General features: G+C 68.8%; 17 protein-coding genes. 8 read left to right on the top strand and 9 right to left on the bottom strand.

Going from position 1 to position 15,405, the window contains the following annotated elements:
• Positions 1 to 250: 250 nt before the first annotated feature.
• The 3 genes from ACZ6DL_RS07870 to ACZ6DL_RS07860 form a co-directional block, all read right to left on the bottom strand.
• Positions 251 to 1,027 carry a TMEM165/GDT1 family protein gene (locus ACZ6DL_RS07870; protein WP_466050468.1) on the bottom strand — a complete coding sequence of 259 codons (777 nt, stop codon included), beginning with the start codon at positions 1,025 to 1,027 and terminating at the stop codon, positions 251 to 253.
• A gap of 291 nt (positions 1,028 to 1,318) precedes the next feature.
• A complete protein-coding gene (locus ACZ6DL_RS07865; RefSeq protein WP_357040772.1) occupies positions 1,319 to 1,846 on the bottom strand; it encodes a peptidase in 528 nt (175 codons plus the stop codon).
• Positions 1,847 to 2,155: 309 nt separating this feature from the next.
• Entirely contained in the window at positions 2,156 to 2,779 is a 624-nt protein-coding gene (locus tag ACZ6DL_RS07860; RefSeq protein WP_039794275.1) for a superoxide dismutase, read from the bottom strand.
• Positions 2,780 to 2,970: 191 nt separating this feature from the next.
• Between ACZ6DL_RS07860 and msrA the strand changes: the two genes are divergently transcribed.
• Entirely contained in the window at positions 2,971 to 3,651 is a 681-nt protein-coding gene (msrA, locus tag ACZ6DL_RS07855) for a peptide-methionine (S)-S-oxide reductase MsrA (protein WP_466049871.1), read from the top strand.
• A gap of 73 nt (positions 3,652 to 3,724) precedes the next feature.
• On the opposite strand, the gene ACZ6DL_RS07850 is transcribed toward msrA, so the two are convergent.
• Positions 3,725 to 4,336: a hypothetical protein gene (locus ACZ6DL_RS07850; RefSeq protein ID WP_393231445.1), complete on the bottom strand. Its 612-nt coding sequence runs from the start codon at positions 4,334 to 4,336 to the stop codon at positions 3,725 to 3,727.
• A 516-nt stretch (positions 4,337 to 4,852) separates the two neighbouring features.
• On the opposite strand from ACZ6DL_RS07850, the gene ACZ6DL_RS07845 reads away from it, so the two are divergent.
• The 4 genes from ACZ6DL_RS07845 (at position 4,853) to ACZ6DL_RS07830 (ending at position 8,374) form a co-directional block, all read left to right on the top strand.
• The gene (locus ACZ6DL_RS07845) at positions 4,853 to 5,221 is read left to right on the top strand and encodes a rhodanese-like domain-containing protein (protein WP_373686182.1); all 369 of its coding nucleotides are present in this window, start codon (positions 4,853 to 4,855) and stop codon (positions 5,219 to 5,221) included.
• 110 nt (positions 5,222 to 5,331) lie between these two features.
• Complete coding sequence (locus ACZ6DL_RS07840; RefSeq protein ID WP_466049868.1) at positions 5,332 to 6,285, top strand: DUF4328 domain-containing protein; 954 nt, start codon at positions 5,332 to 5,334, stop codon at positions 6,283 to 6,285.
• Entirely contained in the window at positions 6,282 to 7,049 is a 768-nt protein-coding gene (locus ACZ6DL_RS07835; protein ID WP_466049866.1) for a glycerophosphodiester phosphodiesterase, read from the top strand. The genes ACZ6DL_RS07840 and ACZ6DL_RS07835 overlap by 4 nt, the downstream gene beginning before the upstream one ends.
• A 404-nt stretch (positions 7,050 to 7,453) precedes the next feature.
• The gene (locus ACZ6DL_RS07830; protein WP_357043131.1) at positions 7,454 to 8,374 is read left to right on the top strand and encodes a DUF5926 family protein; all 921 of its coding nucleotides are present in this window, start codon (positions 7,454 to 7,456) and stop codon (positions 8,372 to 8,374) included.
• Positions 8,375 to 8,594: 220 nt separating this feature from the next.
• Here the strand turns inward: ACZ6DL_RS07830 and ACZ6DL_RS07825 are convergent, their stop codons facing one another.
• The 5 genes from ACZ6DL_RS07825 to ACZ6DL_RS07805 all read right to left on the bottom strand — a co-directional run bounded on the left by ACZ6DL_RS07825 (position 8,595) and on the right by ACZ6DL_RS07805 (position 13,099).
• Complete coding sequence (locus ACZ6DL_RS07825; RefSeq protein WP_357043446.1) at positions 8,595 to 9,143, bottom strand: ferritin; 549 nt, start codon at positions 9,141 to 9,143, stop codon at positions 8,595 to 8,597.
• A 71-nt stretch (positions 9,144 to 9,214) separates the two neighbouring features.
• On the bottom strand, positions 9,215 to 9,766 hold the full coding sequence (locus tag ACZ6DL_RS07820) for a ferritin (RefSeq protein WP_466049863.1): 552 nt from the start codon (positions 9,764 to 9,766) through the stop codon (positions 9,215 to 9,217).
• A 10-nt stretch (positions 9,767 to 9,776) separates the two neighbouring features.
• Complete coding sequence (locus ACZ6DL_RS07815) at positions 9,777 to 11,144, bottom strand: LCP family protein (protein WP_466049861.1); 1,368 nt, start codon at positions 11,142 to 11,144, stop codon at positions 9,777 to 9,779.
• Between the two features lie 128 nt (positions 11,145 to 11,272).
• Entirely contained in the window at positions 11,273 to 12,067 is a 795-nt protein-coding gene (locus tag ACZ6DL_RS07810; RefSeq protein WP_466049859.1) for a CPBP family intramembrane glutamic endopeptidase, read from the bottom strand.
• 264 nt (positions 12,068 to 12,331) lie between these two features.
• Positions 12,332 to 13,099 (bottom strand): DUF2470 domain-containing protein, encoded by a 768-nt coding sequence (locus ACZ6DL_RS07805; RefSeq protein ID WP_466049857.1) that lies wholly within the window; start codon positions 13,097 to 13,099, stop codon positions 12,332 to 12,334.
• A gap of 199 nt (positions 13,100 to 13,298) precedes the next feature.
• On the opposite strand from ACZ6DL_RS07805, the gene ACZ6DL_RS07800 reads away from it, so the two are divergent.
• From ACZ6DL_RS07800 to ACZ6DL_RS07790, 3 genes are all read left to right on the top strand, one after another.
• Positions 13,299 to 13,712 (top strand): hypothetical protein, encoded by a 414-nt coding sequence (locus tag ACZ6DL_RS07800; protein WP_466049855.1) that lies wholly within the window; start codon positions 13,299 to 13,301, stop codon positions 13,710 to 13,712.
• Between the two features lie 96 nt (positions 13,713 to 13,808).
• Positions 13,809 to 14,723 carry a prephenate dehydratase gene (gene pheA, locus ACZ6DL_RS07795; protein WP_466049853.1) on the top strand — a complete coding sequence of 305 codons (915 nt, stop codon included), beginning with the start codon at positions 13,809 to 13,811 and terminating at the stop codon, positions 14,721 to 14,723.
• Positions 14,720 to 15,388, top strand: coding sequence for a histidine phosphatase family protein (locus ACZ6DL_RS07790; RefSeq protein WP_466049851.1), 669 nt, complete (start codon positions 14,720 to 14,722; stop codon positions 15,386 to 15,388). Before pheA ends, ACZ6DL_RS07790 begins: the two co-directional genes overlap by 4 nt.
• Positions 15,389 to 15,405: the final 17 nt, after the last annotated feature.

Below are 15,405 nucleotides of genomic sequence, written 5' to 3'. Positions count from 1 at the left end.
ACGGAAGACGAGGCGGACGCCATCACTCGCATGGACCGGATCCTTCGCGCCTATCTCCAGTATCTGGTGGACGACCCGGCCAGCGCGCGGCTGTTCCTGGTCGAGGTCTTCGCGGTGGGCTCGGCGGCGATCGCGCGCCGGGCCCGGCTGCTGGAGCGGTTCGTCGAGTTGATCGCCGACGTGCTCGACGCTCGGACCGAGCCGCAGCGCTTCGCGTGTCAGGCCGTGGCCGCGGCCATCGGTTCGATGGTCACCGCTCGGATCGCGGCAGGGGACGTGGGCGGTCTGCCCGCGCTGCGGGAACCGCTACTGGATCTGCTGCGCCGGGGTGGCGGACTGTATGGAGCCGCGCTGGACTCGTGCGGCGAGCCATCCGCGTGAGCAGCAGCGCCGCGCCGGCCAGGGCGGGAGCCAGCGCCGCGAGTCCGGCGACGGCGGCGCCGCCGAGGGCCGGTGCGGCCGCGCCGAGCAGGGTCGCCGAGCCGAAGTAGAGGAAAAGCAGGCCCGAGCCGATGCCGATGGCGTGTTCCGGCAGATGCTTGCCGACCAGGATGCCCACCGCGATGGCGAGCGCGTCGGCGGCGACCATGCCGATGGTCGAGCCGAGCCAGACGCCAACCCAGTCGTAGTCGGTGGCCAGCGCGGCGGTCGCGAACATGGTGCGATCGCCCAGCTCGGCGAGCAGGAACGCGGACAGCACTACGAAGAACGGCGCCCCGGCGGCCTTCGGCGTCTTCGGTTCGGGATCGTCGTCGCCGGTGCCGAAGTGTTCGCGCAGGGTCCACAGTCCGACGGCCAGGAAGGTGACGGCGGCGACCAGCGCGATGGCTCTGGTGGGCAGGGCGGCGCCGAGGAAGTGACCGACGCCGACCGAGATCAGGTGGACCGCGGCGGAGGCCGTCGCGATACCGCCCAGGACCACCCACCAGCGATAGCGCAGCGCGAACGTCAGCGCCATCAGCTGGGACTTGTCACCCAGTTCGGCGAGAAAGACGATGCCGATGCTCAGCAAGACGGTGGCGATCATGTGTGGCGGTTCTCCCAGGTCTCCGGCCTGCCGGTCGGAGATGCGGGGGCTCCGGCCGACAACGAAATGGTTGTCCAGGCCGAAGGTCTCGCCCACCGGACGGATGCCGGTTCACACAGCCGGACCCGCCGGTGGGCCGGAGGGTCAGTATGTCGACTGTGTGATTGGGGGCTACTCCCCTTCGCTGTAGCCGACTCTACCCGGCCCAGCCGGCTCCTGCCAACCCGCTGTCATCGAAATCGCTATGCGCACAATAAGTTTGGCGATCCAACCGGCGAATTTCGGTTACCCTCACGCGGCCAGCAGCATAGCCAGAACCGCGGTGTCGGGATCACTGATCGGGTCCAGTCCGACCCGGCTGACCAGTGAAGTGATCGTTCCGTCCGACTCCGCTTCCACCCACGCGGCACGGTGCTCCAGCCCCAGATGGGGCACACCGGGCAGGAGCACGCAGCCGGACGCCGCGCCGGCGCACTCGGGCAGCGAGGGGCGGGTTTCGGAAGGAGGATGCAACATCAGCAGCGCCGGTGGCACATGCTCGGCGAAGTGGCCCGGCTCGACGGCTTCCTCGCCCAACACCGGACCTTCGGCCAGCACCAGGCCGACCGTGCCGGGCGCGGGATCGTCGGGCAGGTCCTCGCGGACCCCGAACACCGTCGAGGTCGTCAGCAACCCGGGTAGCGTGGCCACGCGCACGGCCAGGACCAGCACCTGAGCCCACTCCTTGGTGGTGTCCGGCCAGCGGCCGGAGATCAAGAAGCCACGCAGCGACCCGCGCGAATGGAACGGCGTGATGCCGATCGGTTCGTTCGTGCGCATTTCTGCCTCCCGTTGTCGAACCCGGGGGCGACCTTGCCCGTCCCTTTTTGGTGTGGATCCCGAATATGAACCACGAGTCACCTGGCACACAAGTACCAAAGAGTGCCAATCGGACATTCGGACGGAGATCGGCGGGCAATCGGGCTGCGCATGCGGCGGATCCGGCCCCACCTCGCAGGGTCCGAATTCCTGGTCACCGGGCGAGGTTCTGGGCAAAGTACCCGCGTCACCGGGAAACAGAACGGGCCCGCGAATGCGGCCGCGCGTGGCGGCCGGATTCGCGGACCCGGTTCCGGTGCTCGATCCGGCTCAGCCGAAGATGAGGCCCTTGGCCTGCGAAGTGGCCTTGGCGAAGCGCTCCTGCACGTCGGCCCAGTTGACGACGTTCCAGAAGGCGGTGACGTAGTCGGCCTTGACGTTCTTGTACTGCAGGTAGAAGGCGTGCTCCCACATGTCGACCTGAAGCAGCGGGATGATGCCCAGCGGGACGTTGGCCTGCTGGTCGTAGAGCTGGAAGGTCAGCAGCTTCTGGCCGAGGGTGTCGAAGCCGAGCACCGCCCAGCCCGAGCCCTGCAGACCGTTGGCCGCCGCGGTGAACTGCGCGCGGAACTTGTCGAACGAACCGAACTGGTCGTCGATCGCCGCGGCGAGTTCGCCGACCGGCTTGTCGCCGCCGTTGGGGGAGAGATTCTTCCACCAGATGGAGTGGTTGACGTGCCCACCCAGATGGAACGCGAGGTTCTTCTCGTGCAGGAAGATGGCGCTGTGATCGCCCGACTCGCGAGCGGCTTCCAACTTCTCCAACGCGGTGTTCGCACCGGCGACGTACGCGGCGTGGTGCTTGGAATGATGAAGCTCGTTGATCTGCCCGGAGATGTGGGGCTCCAGGGCGCTGTAGTCGTAATCCAGATCTGGCAGCGTGTACTCAGCCACGATGTCCCTTCCTATGTCGGGCCGGTTGTGCCCGTTGTTCCGAGCACAGCCAACCATCATTCGTACACCCGGTCGATTCCAACTCGGGCCCACGCCCGCACATTCCGGTGACGCCGCTCACAGCCTGCGGGTCGCGCACCGTCACATCACGCACATCGGCCCCACGGGAAACGCACGCGTAGCATCGAACCATGTCGTGGTACGACGAACTAGTGGGGCGTCTGAGCCTCCCCGAGCCCGTCATGATCGCACCCGAGCGAGCCCTGCCCGGCCGGGCGGAGCCGCTCGACGTGCCGGATACCCACTACGTCAACGGTCACCCGATCCACCCGCCGTTTCCCGAAGGGCTTCAGCTCGCGGTCGTCGCGATGGGCTGTTTCTGGGGCGCGGAAAAGGGCTTCTGGGAACTCGACGGCGTCTACACCACGGCGGTCGGCTACGTCGGCGGATACACGCCCAACCCCACCTACGAAGAGGTGTGCAGCGGGCGGACGGGACATACCGAAGCCGTGCTCGTCGTGTTCGATCCCGCGGTGATCGACTACGCGGGCATCCTCAGGCACTTCTGGGAGAACCACGATCCCACCCAGGGCATGCGTCAAGGCAACGACCGCGGCACCCAATACCGTTCGGCCGTTTTCACCTTCGGCCCGGAGCAGGCCGATCTCGCGCGCTCGACGGCCGAGGCGTACGGCAAGCGCCTGGCCGCGGCGGGGTACGGGCGGATCACCACGGACATCGCGCCGCTGCCCGGCTTGGCGGCCTTCTACTACGCCGAGGGCTATCACCAGCAATACCTGGCGAAGAACCCCGGCGGATATTGCCCGGTGCACGCCACCGGAGTGAGCTGCCCGGTGGGCACGGGCGCCTGAGCCCCTCGACACGAAAAACCGCACATCCGGTCGGGCGGATGTGCGGTCGGCTCGCGAAGATCCCGGGCGGCGCTCACAGTGGCGGAGCGATACCGGGACGCATCGCCCGTGGATCACCCGCATCGTGCGCCCGCCACCACCGCGCACCACCCTCGACGAAGTCCGCCAGGGGAATCTGCTTGCCCCGCGTGTCGTATACGACGATGTCGTCGAACCACACCCGGACGTCCAGCTCGCGCGGATCGATGCCCTCCTCCTGGGAGAACTCCAGAACATGCGCGGACTCGTGATCGTCGATCCTGGTATCGAAGCTGAGCAGTTCGCTCCACAGCGCCCAGCTGCTGTCGTCGAGATCGATGAACTCCCAGCCGTGCAGCCGCCCGCCGCCGAAGCTGCGGATCGCCTCGTCCAGGCCGTCCAGTTGCAGCGGCAGCACCCGGGGTTCCAAGTCGTCCCAGTGCTGCGTGCGCAGTGACGCGGCGACCCGGCTCACGCGGGTGAACCGCACCTGCACCCGGCTGTCCTCGGCGGCCGTCCCGTGTTCGGGGAGGGTCAGCACTTCGAGGTCGAGTCGCAACTCGCCCGCGGTCTCGTCGACCGCGAGGCCGAGGCACGTGGCCTCGGACAACGCGACGTTGAGCCCTTCGGTGTCCATTCCGTGGCGAAGCCCCCTGCTCACGTTCATGCGCTCAGGCTACCGATCGTCGACGCCGGATCGCGGCATTTCGGCGGCGTTCTGAATTTCATGGAACCGAACGCGCCCCGGCCCCGTCCAAGTAGATGTCGGAACCCCTTCGGCCGCAGGTTCCGATGTCGGCGACGAATGGCCGCTCCGGGATCGATAGGAGGGGAGTCCCGGATCGGCCATTCGCACCGCACGGCCGTTAGGGGGGGAATCCTGTCACCTATCAGGTATCAGCGCTGTGATCCGGACCAGAAGTACGGAAACACCCCGAAGTGGTAGCTGATAAGTTGCGCAAACGCTCCGCCAACGCGGCAAAATGCCCTCGACAGCTGCGCCTTGTGGATCAACCTGTGGATTATGTGGATAACTTCGCCCGAGTTATGCACAACCCGCATCGAGCGGGGGGGTGGTCGGTTCCGGAAGGGAGAACATACCCGAAGTCGTCGCCCGCTGTCGAGGCCGCTCCCCAGGCATGGAACTGCACGGCCGCCCGCCGCCCATGGCAGGATCGAATCTGTGACGAGCCCCCACGTTCCGTCGGTCACGGTGGAGGACGTGCCTGCCGAATTCGACAGCGCGCCCGCGTCGGCCGACACGCCGCGACCGATCCTGCTCGACGTCCGCGAGGACGACGAGTGGCGGCTCGGACATGCCCCGGGTGCGACCCACATCCCGATGGTCGACGTCCCCGCCCGGATCGACGAACTGGACTACGACGCGGAACTCTATGTCATCTGCAGGCAGGGCGGCCGGTCCTTGCAGGTGGTCGAATATCTCGCGCACATCGGCTATGAGGCCGTTCAGGTCCGCGGGGGCATGGTGGCGTGGCAGCAGGCCGGCCGCCCGCTGGTCGCGGAGGGCGACCACGAGGCGAAGATCTACTGACGAAAGAACGAGGTGCGCGGGTGAGTACGGTGGTACAACCTTGTGCGCGCTGCGGTGCGCGCTGGGCCGTGCAAAGGGCGCCGATGCACTGGTGCCCGCGTTGCCGCGGCGTGCTCCTCTCGCCGGCGCCGATCGACGCGCCCGCCGACCGCCGCAACTACCGCTGGGTGGCCCGTAAACCGGATCGACGCGTCCGCAGGCAGCCGCCAGGGCCCGCCGAGCAGAGCCGCACACCTCGCTACACGCGGATTCCGCGCTGGGGTCTGATCGATGCGCCACCGCAGGCCGGGGGCGCGGTACGCCGCCCGCTGGGCAAGTTGACCGACTCGGTGACCCGACTGCTCGTCGCGGCCGCGGGCGTTTTCGGGCTGGCGGCCGTCGCCGAGCTGGCGCGCTATGCGCTCTTGCTGCACAACCGGACGCGCCTGATCCACCCCGTCGTGCTTTTCGCCTCCGACGCGTTCGTGATCGGCGCGGGGGTGCTCGCGATCCTGATCGCGCTGCTGGCGGTCTTGTCCGCGGTCGGAAGGCTGATCGAGCTCAGGCGCGCGGCCTACGACGCCGTGGGCCGGAGCGACCCGCGTTCGCCGCGAGCGCTGATCTCCGGCTGCTTGATCCCGGTGGTCAACTTGCTGTGGCCCGGGATCTTCCTGATCGAAGTGGCCGCGTTGAAAGGTGATCCCCGGGCGGTACGGGCGGCCCGGATCTGGTGGGCGGCGTGGGTGTTCGGCGGGGTCGTCGCGGCGGCCGCGCTACTGTGGCGCACCGCGGATTCGTTGCAGGCGGAGGCGGACGGGGTGTTGTTCACCGCGTTCACCGACGTGGTCGCCGCGGCGGTCGCGCTGCTGACCCTGTGGGTGCTGCGCACGCTCGAGGGGCGTGACCTGCTCGGTCGCCACCGGACCGCGCGCCGCTGGCTGATCGCGGTCGACCCCGCCGTGCCGGTGATCGAGCCGGTGCATCCCGGCGGACGCGGACACGCGGCCGAACCGGCGGACGCCGAGCAGGCACCCGAGGACAACGGTGCTCAGGACCGTGAGCAGGAGGAGGTTATGGCCAAGTGAGCCAGGGCAGTCGCGCGCCATTCGTCGTCGCGCATCGAGGCGCCTCGGCGGCGCGTCCCGAGCACACGCTCGCCGCATACGAGCTGGCGCTGCAGGAGGGGGCCGACGGCGTCGAATGCGATGTCCGGCTGACCAGGGACGGGCATCTGGTGTGCGTGCACGATCGCACCGTCGACCGAACCTCCTCGGGCAGCGGGCTGGTCAGCGAGATGACGCTGGAGGAACTGCGGGCTCTCGATTTCGGCGCCGACGGCTCGCCCGCCTCGGTGCTGACCCTCGGCGAGCTGATCAGCCTGGTGCTGGACTGGCGCAGCAGGCCGACCAAGCTGTTCATCGAAACCAAGCACCCGGTCCGCTACGGCGCGCTCGTCGAGAACAAACTGCTCGCCGAGCTCCAGCGCTTCGGCATCGCCACCCCGGCCTCCGCCGATCATTCCCGGGCCGTCGTCATGTCGTTCGCGGCCACCGCGGTGTGGCGCATCCGCCGCGCCGCGCCGCTGCTGCCCACCGTTCTGCTCGGCGAATCATCGCGCTACCTGGGCGGCTCCGCGGCCACAACCGTCGGAGCCACGGCCGTCGGCCCCTCGGTGAAGACCTTGCGCGAACATCCCGAACTGGTCGACAAGGCCGCCGCCGCAGGCCGCGCCACCTACTGCTGGACCGTCGACGACGCCGACGACGTCCGACTGTGCGCGGACCTCGGCGTCAGCTGGATCGCCACCAATCACCCCGGCCGCACCAAGTCGCTGCTCCCCGCGGCGTGAATCGCCGCTTGGGACTGTGCGCCGACGTCGGCGTCAGCCGGCTCGCCACCATCAGCCGCGCCGAGTCGTTGCTACCCGCGGTCTCGATCGGAATCGCGGGTTAGGGCGCACGCGCGGCGACAGCGTTTCCCTGCCGCTTGCCTGACAACGGCGCGCTCCAGTTCATGCGGTTACCTCCAACGATGCGGGCATGGCCGCATCGCCGAACTCGGCCGACCGTCACCGAATGCATCTCGCGTCCGAGTGGCCGCCGCGTCCGCGACGCAGTCGCCAGCGGCGGGTCACTCGGACGCGAGCCATGAAGGGGCCGCGCACACCCAGCGCCGCAGGCGCTGGAAAACCAACACAGTGAACACGCCGCGCCGCAAGCGCGGCCGGTCCAACACTGTGTAGGTTGACCCCTCGTGGGTAAGAGCAAGCGCAACAGTCCTAAGCCCGGCGGAAACCGGGCCCAGCGTCTCGCCGAGCGGCGGGCAGCGCAGGAGCAAGCGGCACAGGCCGTCACGCGTCCGTTCGAGGGCTTGGCCGCGGAGTGCGATCTGGTCGCGCTCCGTGAATTCGTTCCCTCGGCTACCGCGCGGTTGACGCCGGTGGCGTCGGTCGCGGCCGAGCGGCCGGTCGTGCTCGCCACGGTGCTGCCCGGCGCGGTGGCCGCGCTGGTGCGCGCCGGCGACGAGCCCAGCGGGTACGTGGGGGTGCAGACGCAATTCCAGGGCGCCGACCCGGCAGCCGATCTGGCCGCGGCGATCCTGTGGACCCAGTCCGCCGAGCCCGGTGATTCGCTGTCCTCCGTGGCGAGCGTCGCGGGCGGCCCGCGGCTGGCCGATGTCATCGATCCCGCCGCGAGCCTGGAGCTGACCGTGCACCAGGACTTCGACTGGTGGGTGCCTGCCGGAGTCGAGCCCGACGCGCAGGTCGCCGCCACCATCGAGCAGGCCAAACAGGCGATCATGCCGTCGGCGCGGCTCGGGCTGGACGCCGACGCGATCGGCGCGGCCTGGTGGGTGGACGCGGGTGAGAAGGCGCATATCCGCTGGGTGCGGCCGGAGGACGAGGACGCGCTGATGCTGGCGCTGGCTCGCCTGCACGCCTCCGGCGGCCTGCACCTCGGTGAGGGTTCCCGATTCGCCGGGTCGTTCCGTACGCACGGCGTGCTGGTCCCGGTGTTCGATTTGGACCCGGAGCGGCACCCCGACGAATGGGTGAAGCCCGCAACCGAATTCGGTGCGCGCCTGTCCGAGGCGCTGGCTGTCGACGCCCCGCTGACGGCCGACGAGCGCCGCTCCCGTGACGGCCTGCGGTCACGTCAGGTCACACTGCGCTGAGCCCGGAGTCGACGGGATTCATGCGAATTTCCTATCGATCCGCGGCGACGCTTTTCGATTGCCGCCGATAACGCTGGAAGATAGGGAAGTCTCACCGAACTCGCGGCGAAAAGCGCCGAAACCGTCTCGCGCGGATTCGGCGGGAAAAAGACCCCGAACAGCGGCAGGCCCGGTTCCTGATAAGAAACCGGGCCTGTTCGCCTTCTCGACGAGAGTTCCGTCAGACGGAGCCGCCCGCCACCGAAGGCGCACCGGAGGTGTCGCTCGGGCCGCTCATTTCCCGGGCGACGAATTCCTCCAGGTCGAACAGGTTCGACCCGGCGCGATCGGCGATGGTGAGCAGTGTGGTCATGTTCGCGACTTCCTCGACCTGTTCCTTCAGGAACCACTGCATGAACTGTTCGCCGAGGTAGTCGCCCTCTTCCCGGGCGGTGCTCGCCAGCTGGATGATCTGCTCGGTGACCGTCTTCTCCTGGGCGAGCGCGAGCGCGATCGGCTCCCGAGCGCTCTCGAAATGCGATTTCGCCGCGTCGATGCCGGAAATCTCGATGCTGATATCCCGATCCAGGAAGTACTGCACGATCATCATCGCGTGATTGCGCTCTTCGACCGACTGCTTGTAGAACCGCTTGGCCAGCTGCGGCAGGTCGGCATTGTCGAACCAGACCGCAATCGCGATGTACTGATGCTCGGCATTGAATTCGTGCCGGATCTGATCGTGCAACAGGCTGTGAAATTTGCTGCGGGGTGCGTCCGGATGGCTTGACATGGCATCGACATTAGCGCTGGTGAGATCGCATGTCATCCAAGTACAGCCTTATTGAGGCTAGTGTTGCCTAATTAATTCCGCGCCGCTCCAGCCATTTTCGGCGCCGGTATATCGGTGCGCTGCCGCACCCGCATCTCCCGGGCGACGAACTCCTCGACGTCGAACAACTGCCCGTCGGCGCGGTCGAGTACGGCCAGCAGCGTGGTCATCCGGGCGACGCTCTTCACCTGTTCCTCCAGGAACCACCGGACGAATCGTTCGCCCAGATAGTCACCGGAGCCGCGGGCCGCACCGGCAAGATCGCTGATCCGGGTGCTGCGGTCCTGCTCGATCTCCAGCAGCAGAGCGATTGCGCCGCGCGGGGTTTCGAAGGTCGATGTGATCTCCTCCAGGCCGCCGATCTGCACCGGGAGATCCCGGTCCAGCAGGTACTGGACCATGCGCAGCGCATTGCCGTGGTGCTCGCGTGACCGGCCGTAGGCGTGTCCGGCCAATTGCGGCAGTCTGCGCGCGTCGAAGTACACGGCGGCGGCGAGATACTGCTGGGCGGCGGTGAATTCGTGACGGATCTGCGCGCGCAGCAAGTCGGGGAAGGACTCGTCGGCCTCGTCGGTGTCCGGCATGGCATCGACGCTACCGCGTCAGCAGATCCTCCGGAACGGCACGGTCGGCGGCCAGTGCGTCGAAGAAGCGGCCGGCCTTCTCCTTGTCCCACAGCAGCACGTTGCCGCTGTCGGTGTCGTCGAATCCGCCGATCGGTACCGTCGTGGCGACGGTTTCGCCGCGCAGCGCCCAGCCCAGTCCGCCGAGGTCCCAGATGTGGTCGCCGTTGTCGACCTTCAGCGACTTCGCGGTGTCGGAGGCCAGCGGCCAGAGCTTGAACGGGTTGGCCAGGGTGGCGCCGCTGGTCGCCTTCTTCAGCAGGGCGGCCATGAACAGGCGCTGATTGTTCATCCGGTCGATGTCCGCGAGCGCGGTCGCCCGGCTGCGGACGAAGCCCAGCGCCTGTGGTCCGTTCAGCCGCTGGCAGCCCGCGGGCAGGTCGATGCCGGCGAGCGGGTCGTCGATCGCCTTCGGGACGCACACGTCGATGCCGCCGAGGGTGTCGACCACGCCGGCGAAGCCACCGAAACCGATCTGCGCGTAGTGGTCGATGCGCAAGCCGGTGGCGATCTCCACGGTCTGCACCAGCAGCGCGGGGCCGCCGATGGCGAACGCGGCGTTCAGCTTGTCCTTGCCCTGGCCCGGGATGCCGACGTACGAGTCACGCGGCAGGCTGACCAGGGTGGTCTTGCCCGATTTCGGCACGTGCACCAGCATGATCGTGTCGGTGCGCTCGGGGCCCACCTCGCCGCCGGTGGCGAGTTCCTGCTCCTGCTCGGGGGTCAGCTCGCCGCGGCCGTCGGAGCCGACCAGCAGCCAGTTCGTGCCGGGGGTGTTTCCGACCCGCTTGGCGTAGTTCGCCAGGGCGGGGATGCGGTTGAGCGAGTTGTCCAGTTGGATGACCGCGCCGACGGCCGCGATCACCAGCACCAGCAGGATCACCAGGAACCAGCGGAACGGGTGTCGCTTGCGGCGCGGTCGCGGCGCTCGCGGCGGGCGGTCGCCACGCGGCGGCACGGGCGGTGGGCCCTCGCGGAACGGCCGTGGCTTCCGGGGCGGCGTGGGCGGCGGACCTTCGTGATAGGGCACCGGGCGCTGCGTGGGCGCGTGCGTAGGAGCTTCGCGATGCGGCGCCGGGCGCTGCGTGGGGGCGTGCCTGCGCGCCGGGGGAGGCGGCGGCATGCGTCGTGCCTGTTCCGGCGGGACCTGCGAATATGCCAGCGGCTGCCCGTGCGGGTCGACCGCGCCATCGCGACGCATCACCTGGGTGGGCTCGATCGGCGGCGGCGCGCCCGGAGCGGGCGGTGGCACGCGGCGGCGCATCGGAGGCTCACCGGGCCTGCCGGGCGGCGGCATCCGGCGCGTGTGCGCGTTGCGCTGGGGGTCGTCGCCGTTCATCACTGAAACTCTACTTATCGGGCGGGTGTGAGGTGTCGCATGTGGACACCGGGCGCACACGGAAGCGGCGCTGCTTCCTAATTCGCGGGCGGCGCCGGGTTGTTAGCGTTCCGCAGGGCACGGTTGCGTCACGGGAGCCACGAAACATGGCCACGCAGAACGGTATAGCCGAGATAGGCGACCGCATCGATGGTCGCGTGCGCCAGCACCAGCGGCCACAGCCGGTTCGTGCGCTGCCAAAAGCGACCGAATATGACGCCCATCACAAAATTTCCGAGTCCTCCGCCCAGTCCTTGATACAGGTGATAGCTGCCACGCAGCAGCGCCGAGGCCAGCAGCGCCGAGTTCGCCGACCATCCGAGCCTGCGCAGCCGGGTGAGCAGGAACGCCACCACGATGACCTCCTCGGCCAGGGCATTCGCGCAGGCCGAGAGGATGAGCGCGGGCAACCGCCACCAGTAGTCGCCGAGCGAGGCGGGCACGATCGTCACGCTGAGGCCCAGTGCGTGGGCAAGGAGATACAGTCCCAGCCCCGGTACTCCGATGATCGCGGCGAGCGTCAAGCCGGGTAGCACGTCCGCGCGCCACCGGAGCCGATTCGCCAGCCCGATCAGTCGCGGCCCGATGCCGCCGCGCCACAGCACATACAGGCCCAAGGCCGCCCAGCCGAGCAGCCGCAGCACGCTGAGCAGTTGGAACAGCAGGTCGATGGTGGATTGGGTGGACCGCGACGGGTTCAGCGCGACGGTCCGCCCACCGATCCCGCCCGGCGCGAGCGCACTCTCCACCAACGAAAGCGCGGCGCTGAGTCCGCTGAGCCCGAAGGTGACGAGCAGCACCACCGCGATCTCGAGTTTGAGCGCCAGCCGCTCGCGATGGGTCGGCTCGGCCTCGTCCCACTGGGCATCGGACTCCGCACGCATGGGTCGAATCTATTGCGCTCGCCCGGTCGGGCGCGCGGCGCGTCACCGTCGAGTTCCGCGACGGTCCGGAACCCGCTCGGTGCGTCACCACGCATCGTGTCGTAGTCGCTACACGTCGGCCGCCGCTGTGGTCGGCCTGACTGGTGCTCGAGCGCGGTCACATGATCGAGCCGGTTCGTGAACGAGCGGCCAGGCCCGCGGAGTCGGGCCGTACCGTGCTCGGGTCACCTGGTTCTGCTGTGCGGTGCGGGGGTGATCACCGGGTCAGATGCGGCGCAGGCCGTTGAGGAACGGGCAGCCTGCCAGCGTGCGTACGGCCCGGCTGAGGCCTTCGATGTCGTCGGCCGGAGCGCTGAACGGCAAGCGGAAGTCGTGGTCGCCGTCGTGTCCCTCCACCCGCAGGGTGAGCCCGTAGCGGTCGATGGCGAGCGGGTGCACGATGCCGCGCTGTAGGTGCGGCGGCAGGTGCCTGGCCAGCTGGGCGACGATATCGGCGTGGTCGGCCTGCATGTGCTGCAGCCATGCGGATTCCATGGCGCAGAACGGATCCGGCTGCGCCGAGCGCAGCTCGTCGCTGCTCACCGATTCCGCGCCGGTCGAGTCGGCCACCACCGCGGAGTTGATCACAAGCCGCAGCAGCGTGGCGCCGAAGCCGATGTCGAGCAGCCCGGGATGCGGGTGGTCCTTGGCCACCTCGGTGGCCAGCGCGCGCTGCGCCCGGGTGGGCACCGCACGCACCCAGCCGCGCAGCCAGACCAGTGCGCGCACCGGCTCGCGCAGCGGCAGCGGGGCGTGATCGGTGAGTTCGAGCACCGCGGGCGCGCCCTGCTCGCCGGAATTACCCGCCAGGATCGCGGCGACCGAGGCGGTGGGCACCGCGATGACGGCGTCGCCGCACTGGCGTACGTGGTGCACCGACGCGGGGGTGGGGTCGATGCCCGGCATGGCCAGCACCGCTTGCTCCGCGTGGGCGCACGCGCTGCGCACCCGCTCGGCGGTGGACGGTGCGACGGTCGAGGACGGACTCGGCATACAAACCTCCGTGGAGCGGGCGGCGCGCAATATTGATTAGGTTACCCTAAGCTAAGTGACGGCGTGGGGGTTCCGCAAGCGTTCCGATCGAGCCGAATCGAAGCGACGCGTGGCATACGGGCCGACCGCGGCGAACCTCTTGTGCACCGGTCCCGCGGGCAGCCGGCCTCGGATCGAACAGTGTTGTTACGGTGAGGGCGTGTCGGAAGGGACGGAATCCGGAGAACCGGTGCTGGTGACATTGTCGACGCCGCCGCGGCGCAGTCTGGTCGACGGGTTGGTCCGCAACATCGGCGCAAGCCCCGCCGCGCCGACCGTGGAACTGGACGCGCCGGACAGCGGGATCGCCGACTTCCTCGCGCAGGCGGCACACTCCGATACCGGTTTCGTCGCGCGTACCGTCTCCGGTGAGCGCGCGGTGGCCATCGTCGCCGCGACGGCCGCCGCCCTGTGTGGCGAAGACATCGGCGCCGCACTGCGCAACCCCGATATCGCCTTCCTGACTTCTCTGAAACCACCGGCCGTCGAGGCGGTCAGATCCGTCCTGCTCGCCATCGAAACCACGACCGTTGACCGGGTGAAGGACGCGTTGCGGGTGCTCAACGAAGGTTGAACGGTGCTCGGGCTGCCGTGGAACAGCGGCCGCGCGGTGGCCGGGCCTTCCGCGATTGGTGGGGGGCCGGGCGAGCGCGCAAGTAATCTCGTAACCGTGCCGCGAATCGCGTACTTCGGGCCGTCCGGAACCTTCACCGAGATGGCCCTCGCCCAACTCGAATCCTCGGGAACCTTCGACGGACCCGTCGAGCGGATTGCCGCGCCCAGCCAAGGGGCCGCGCTCGACTTGATCCGCTCCGGCGACGTGGACGGCGCGGTGGTGCCGATCGAGAGTTCCGTCGAGGGGTCGATCTCGGCGACGCTCGACTCGCTGGCAATCGGCCCGCGTCTGCAGATCGTCGCCGAGACCGAACTCGAGGTGAGTTTCACGATCCTGGGCAAGCCGGGCACGGCGCTTCCGGATGTGCGCACCCTCGCCGCATACCCCGTGGCCGCGGCACAGGTGCGGCTGTGGGTCGCGCGGCATCTGCCGCAGGCGCAGCCCTACACCTCGGCATCGAATGCCGCGGCCGCGGAAGACGTGGTGGCCGGCCACGCCGATGCCGCCGTGTCGACCGCCCTGGCGGGCGAGCGGCTGGGGTTGATCGCGCTGGCCTCCGGAGTCGCCGACCACGAGCAGGCCATCACGCGATTCGTGCTGTGCACCCGGCCCACGGTCGCGCCGCCCGCCACGGGCGCCGACCGCACCTCGATCGTGCTCGAATTGCCGAACGTACCGGGCTCGCTGATGCGCGCCTTCGCCGAATTCGCCACGCGTGGTATTGATCTGACCAGGATTGAGTCGCGGCCCACCCGAACCGGCATGGGCACCTACCGGTTTTATCTCGATTGCGTCGGGCACATCGACGACACGGCGGTGGCCGAGGCGCTCAAGGCGCTGCACCGCGCCGCGCGGATCCGCTTTCTCGGGTCCTGGCCGGCGACATCGGCGACCGGCACGCCGCCACCGTCCGACGAAGCCGCGTCGGAGTGGTTGATCCAGCTGAGAAAGGGGAAGGCGGACCTATGACCGGGAGGTTGATTCTGGTCCGGCACGGGGAGACCGAAGGTAACGTCGCCAAGCTGCTGGATACCAGAATTCCAGGACTACCGCTGACCGAACGCGGTGCGGCACAAGCGAAGACGTTCGGTGAAGGCCTGCTCCGCGCGCCGAAGGTGCTGTTCTCCTCGGCGGCGCTGCGGGCACGCCAGACGGCGAGCTACATCGAGGCGGCGACCGGTGTCGCCGCCATGGTCCTGGACGGACTGCACGAGGTGCAGGCCGGGGACCTGGAGGGCCAGCACAGCGAGGAAGCGCACCAGAGGTTCCAGCAGATCTACCGCGCCTGGCACGAAGGCGATCTCACGTTGCGGGTGCCCGGCGGCGAGTCCGCTCAGGATGTGCTGGATCGGTACCTGCCCGTGATCGCGGAGTTGCGGAGCACGTATCTGACGCCGGAGGACGACGGGCACGGCGACGTGATGGTGGTCAGCCACGGTGCGGCCATGCGGCTCGTCGGCCGCACGCTCGCGGATGTTCGACCGCCGTTCACCACGAACAACCACCTGGACAACACCGAGACCATCGAGTTGGTGCCGATGCCGGGCGGCGGGTGGGAGTGCATCCGCTGGGGCCGGTTCACACCGCCGTTCGGCTACGACGTCGCGCCTACCTCCGACGACCCCATGGGTTAGGGACGCGTGTTCGGCGT

This window comes from Nocardia sp. NPDC041819 (assembly GCF_055590505.1).
The sequence above is the reverse complement of the archived record's forward strand: the minus strand, read 5'-3'. Positions and strand labels throughout refer to the sequence as shown.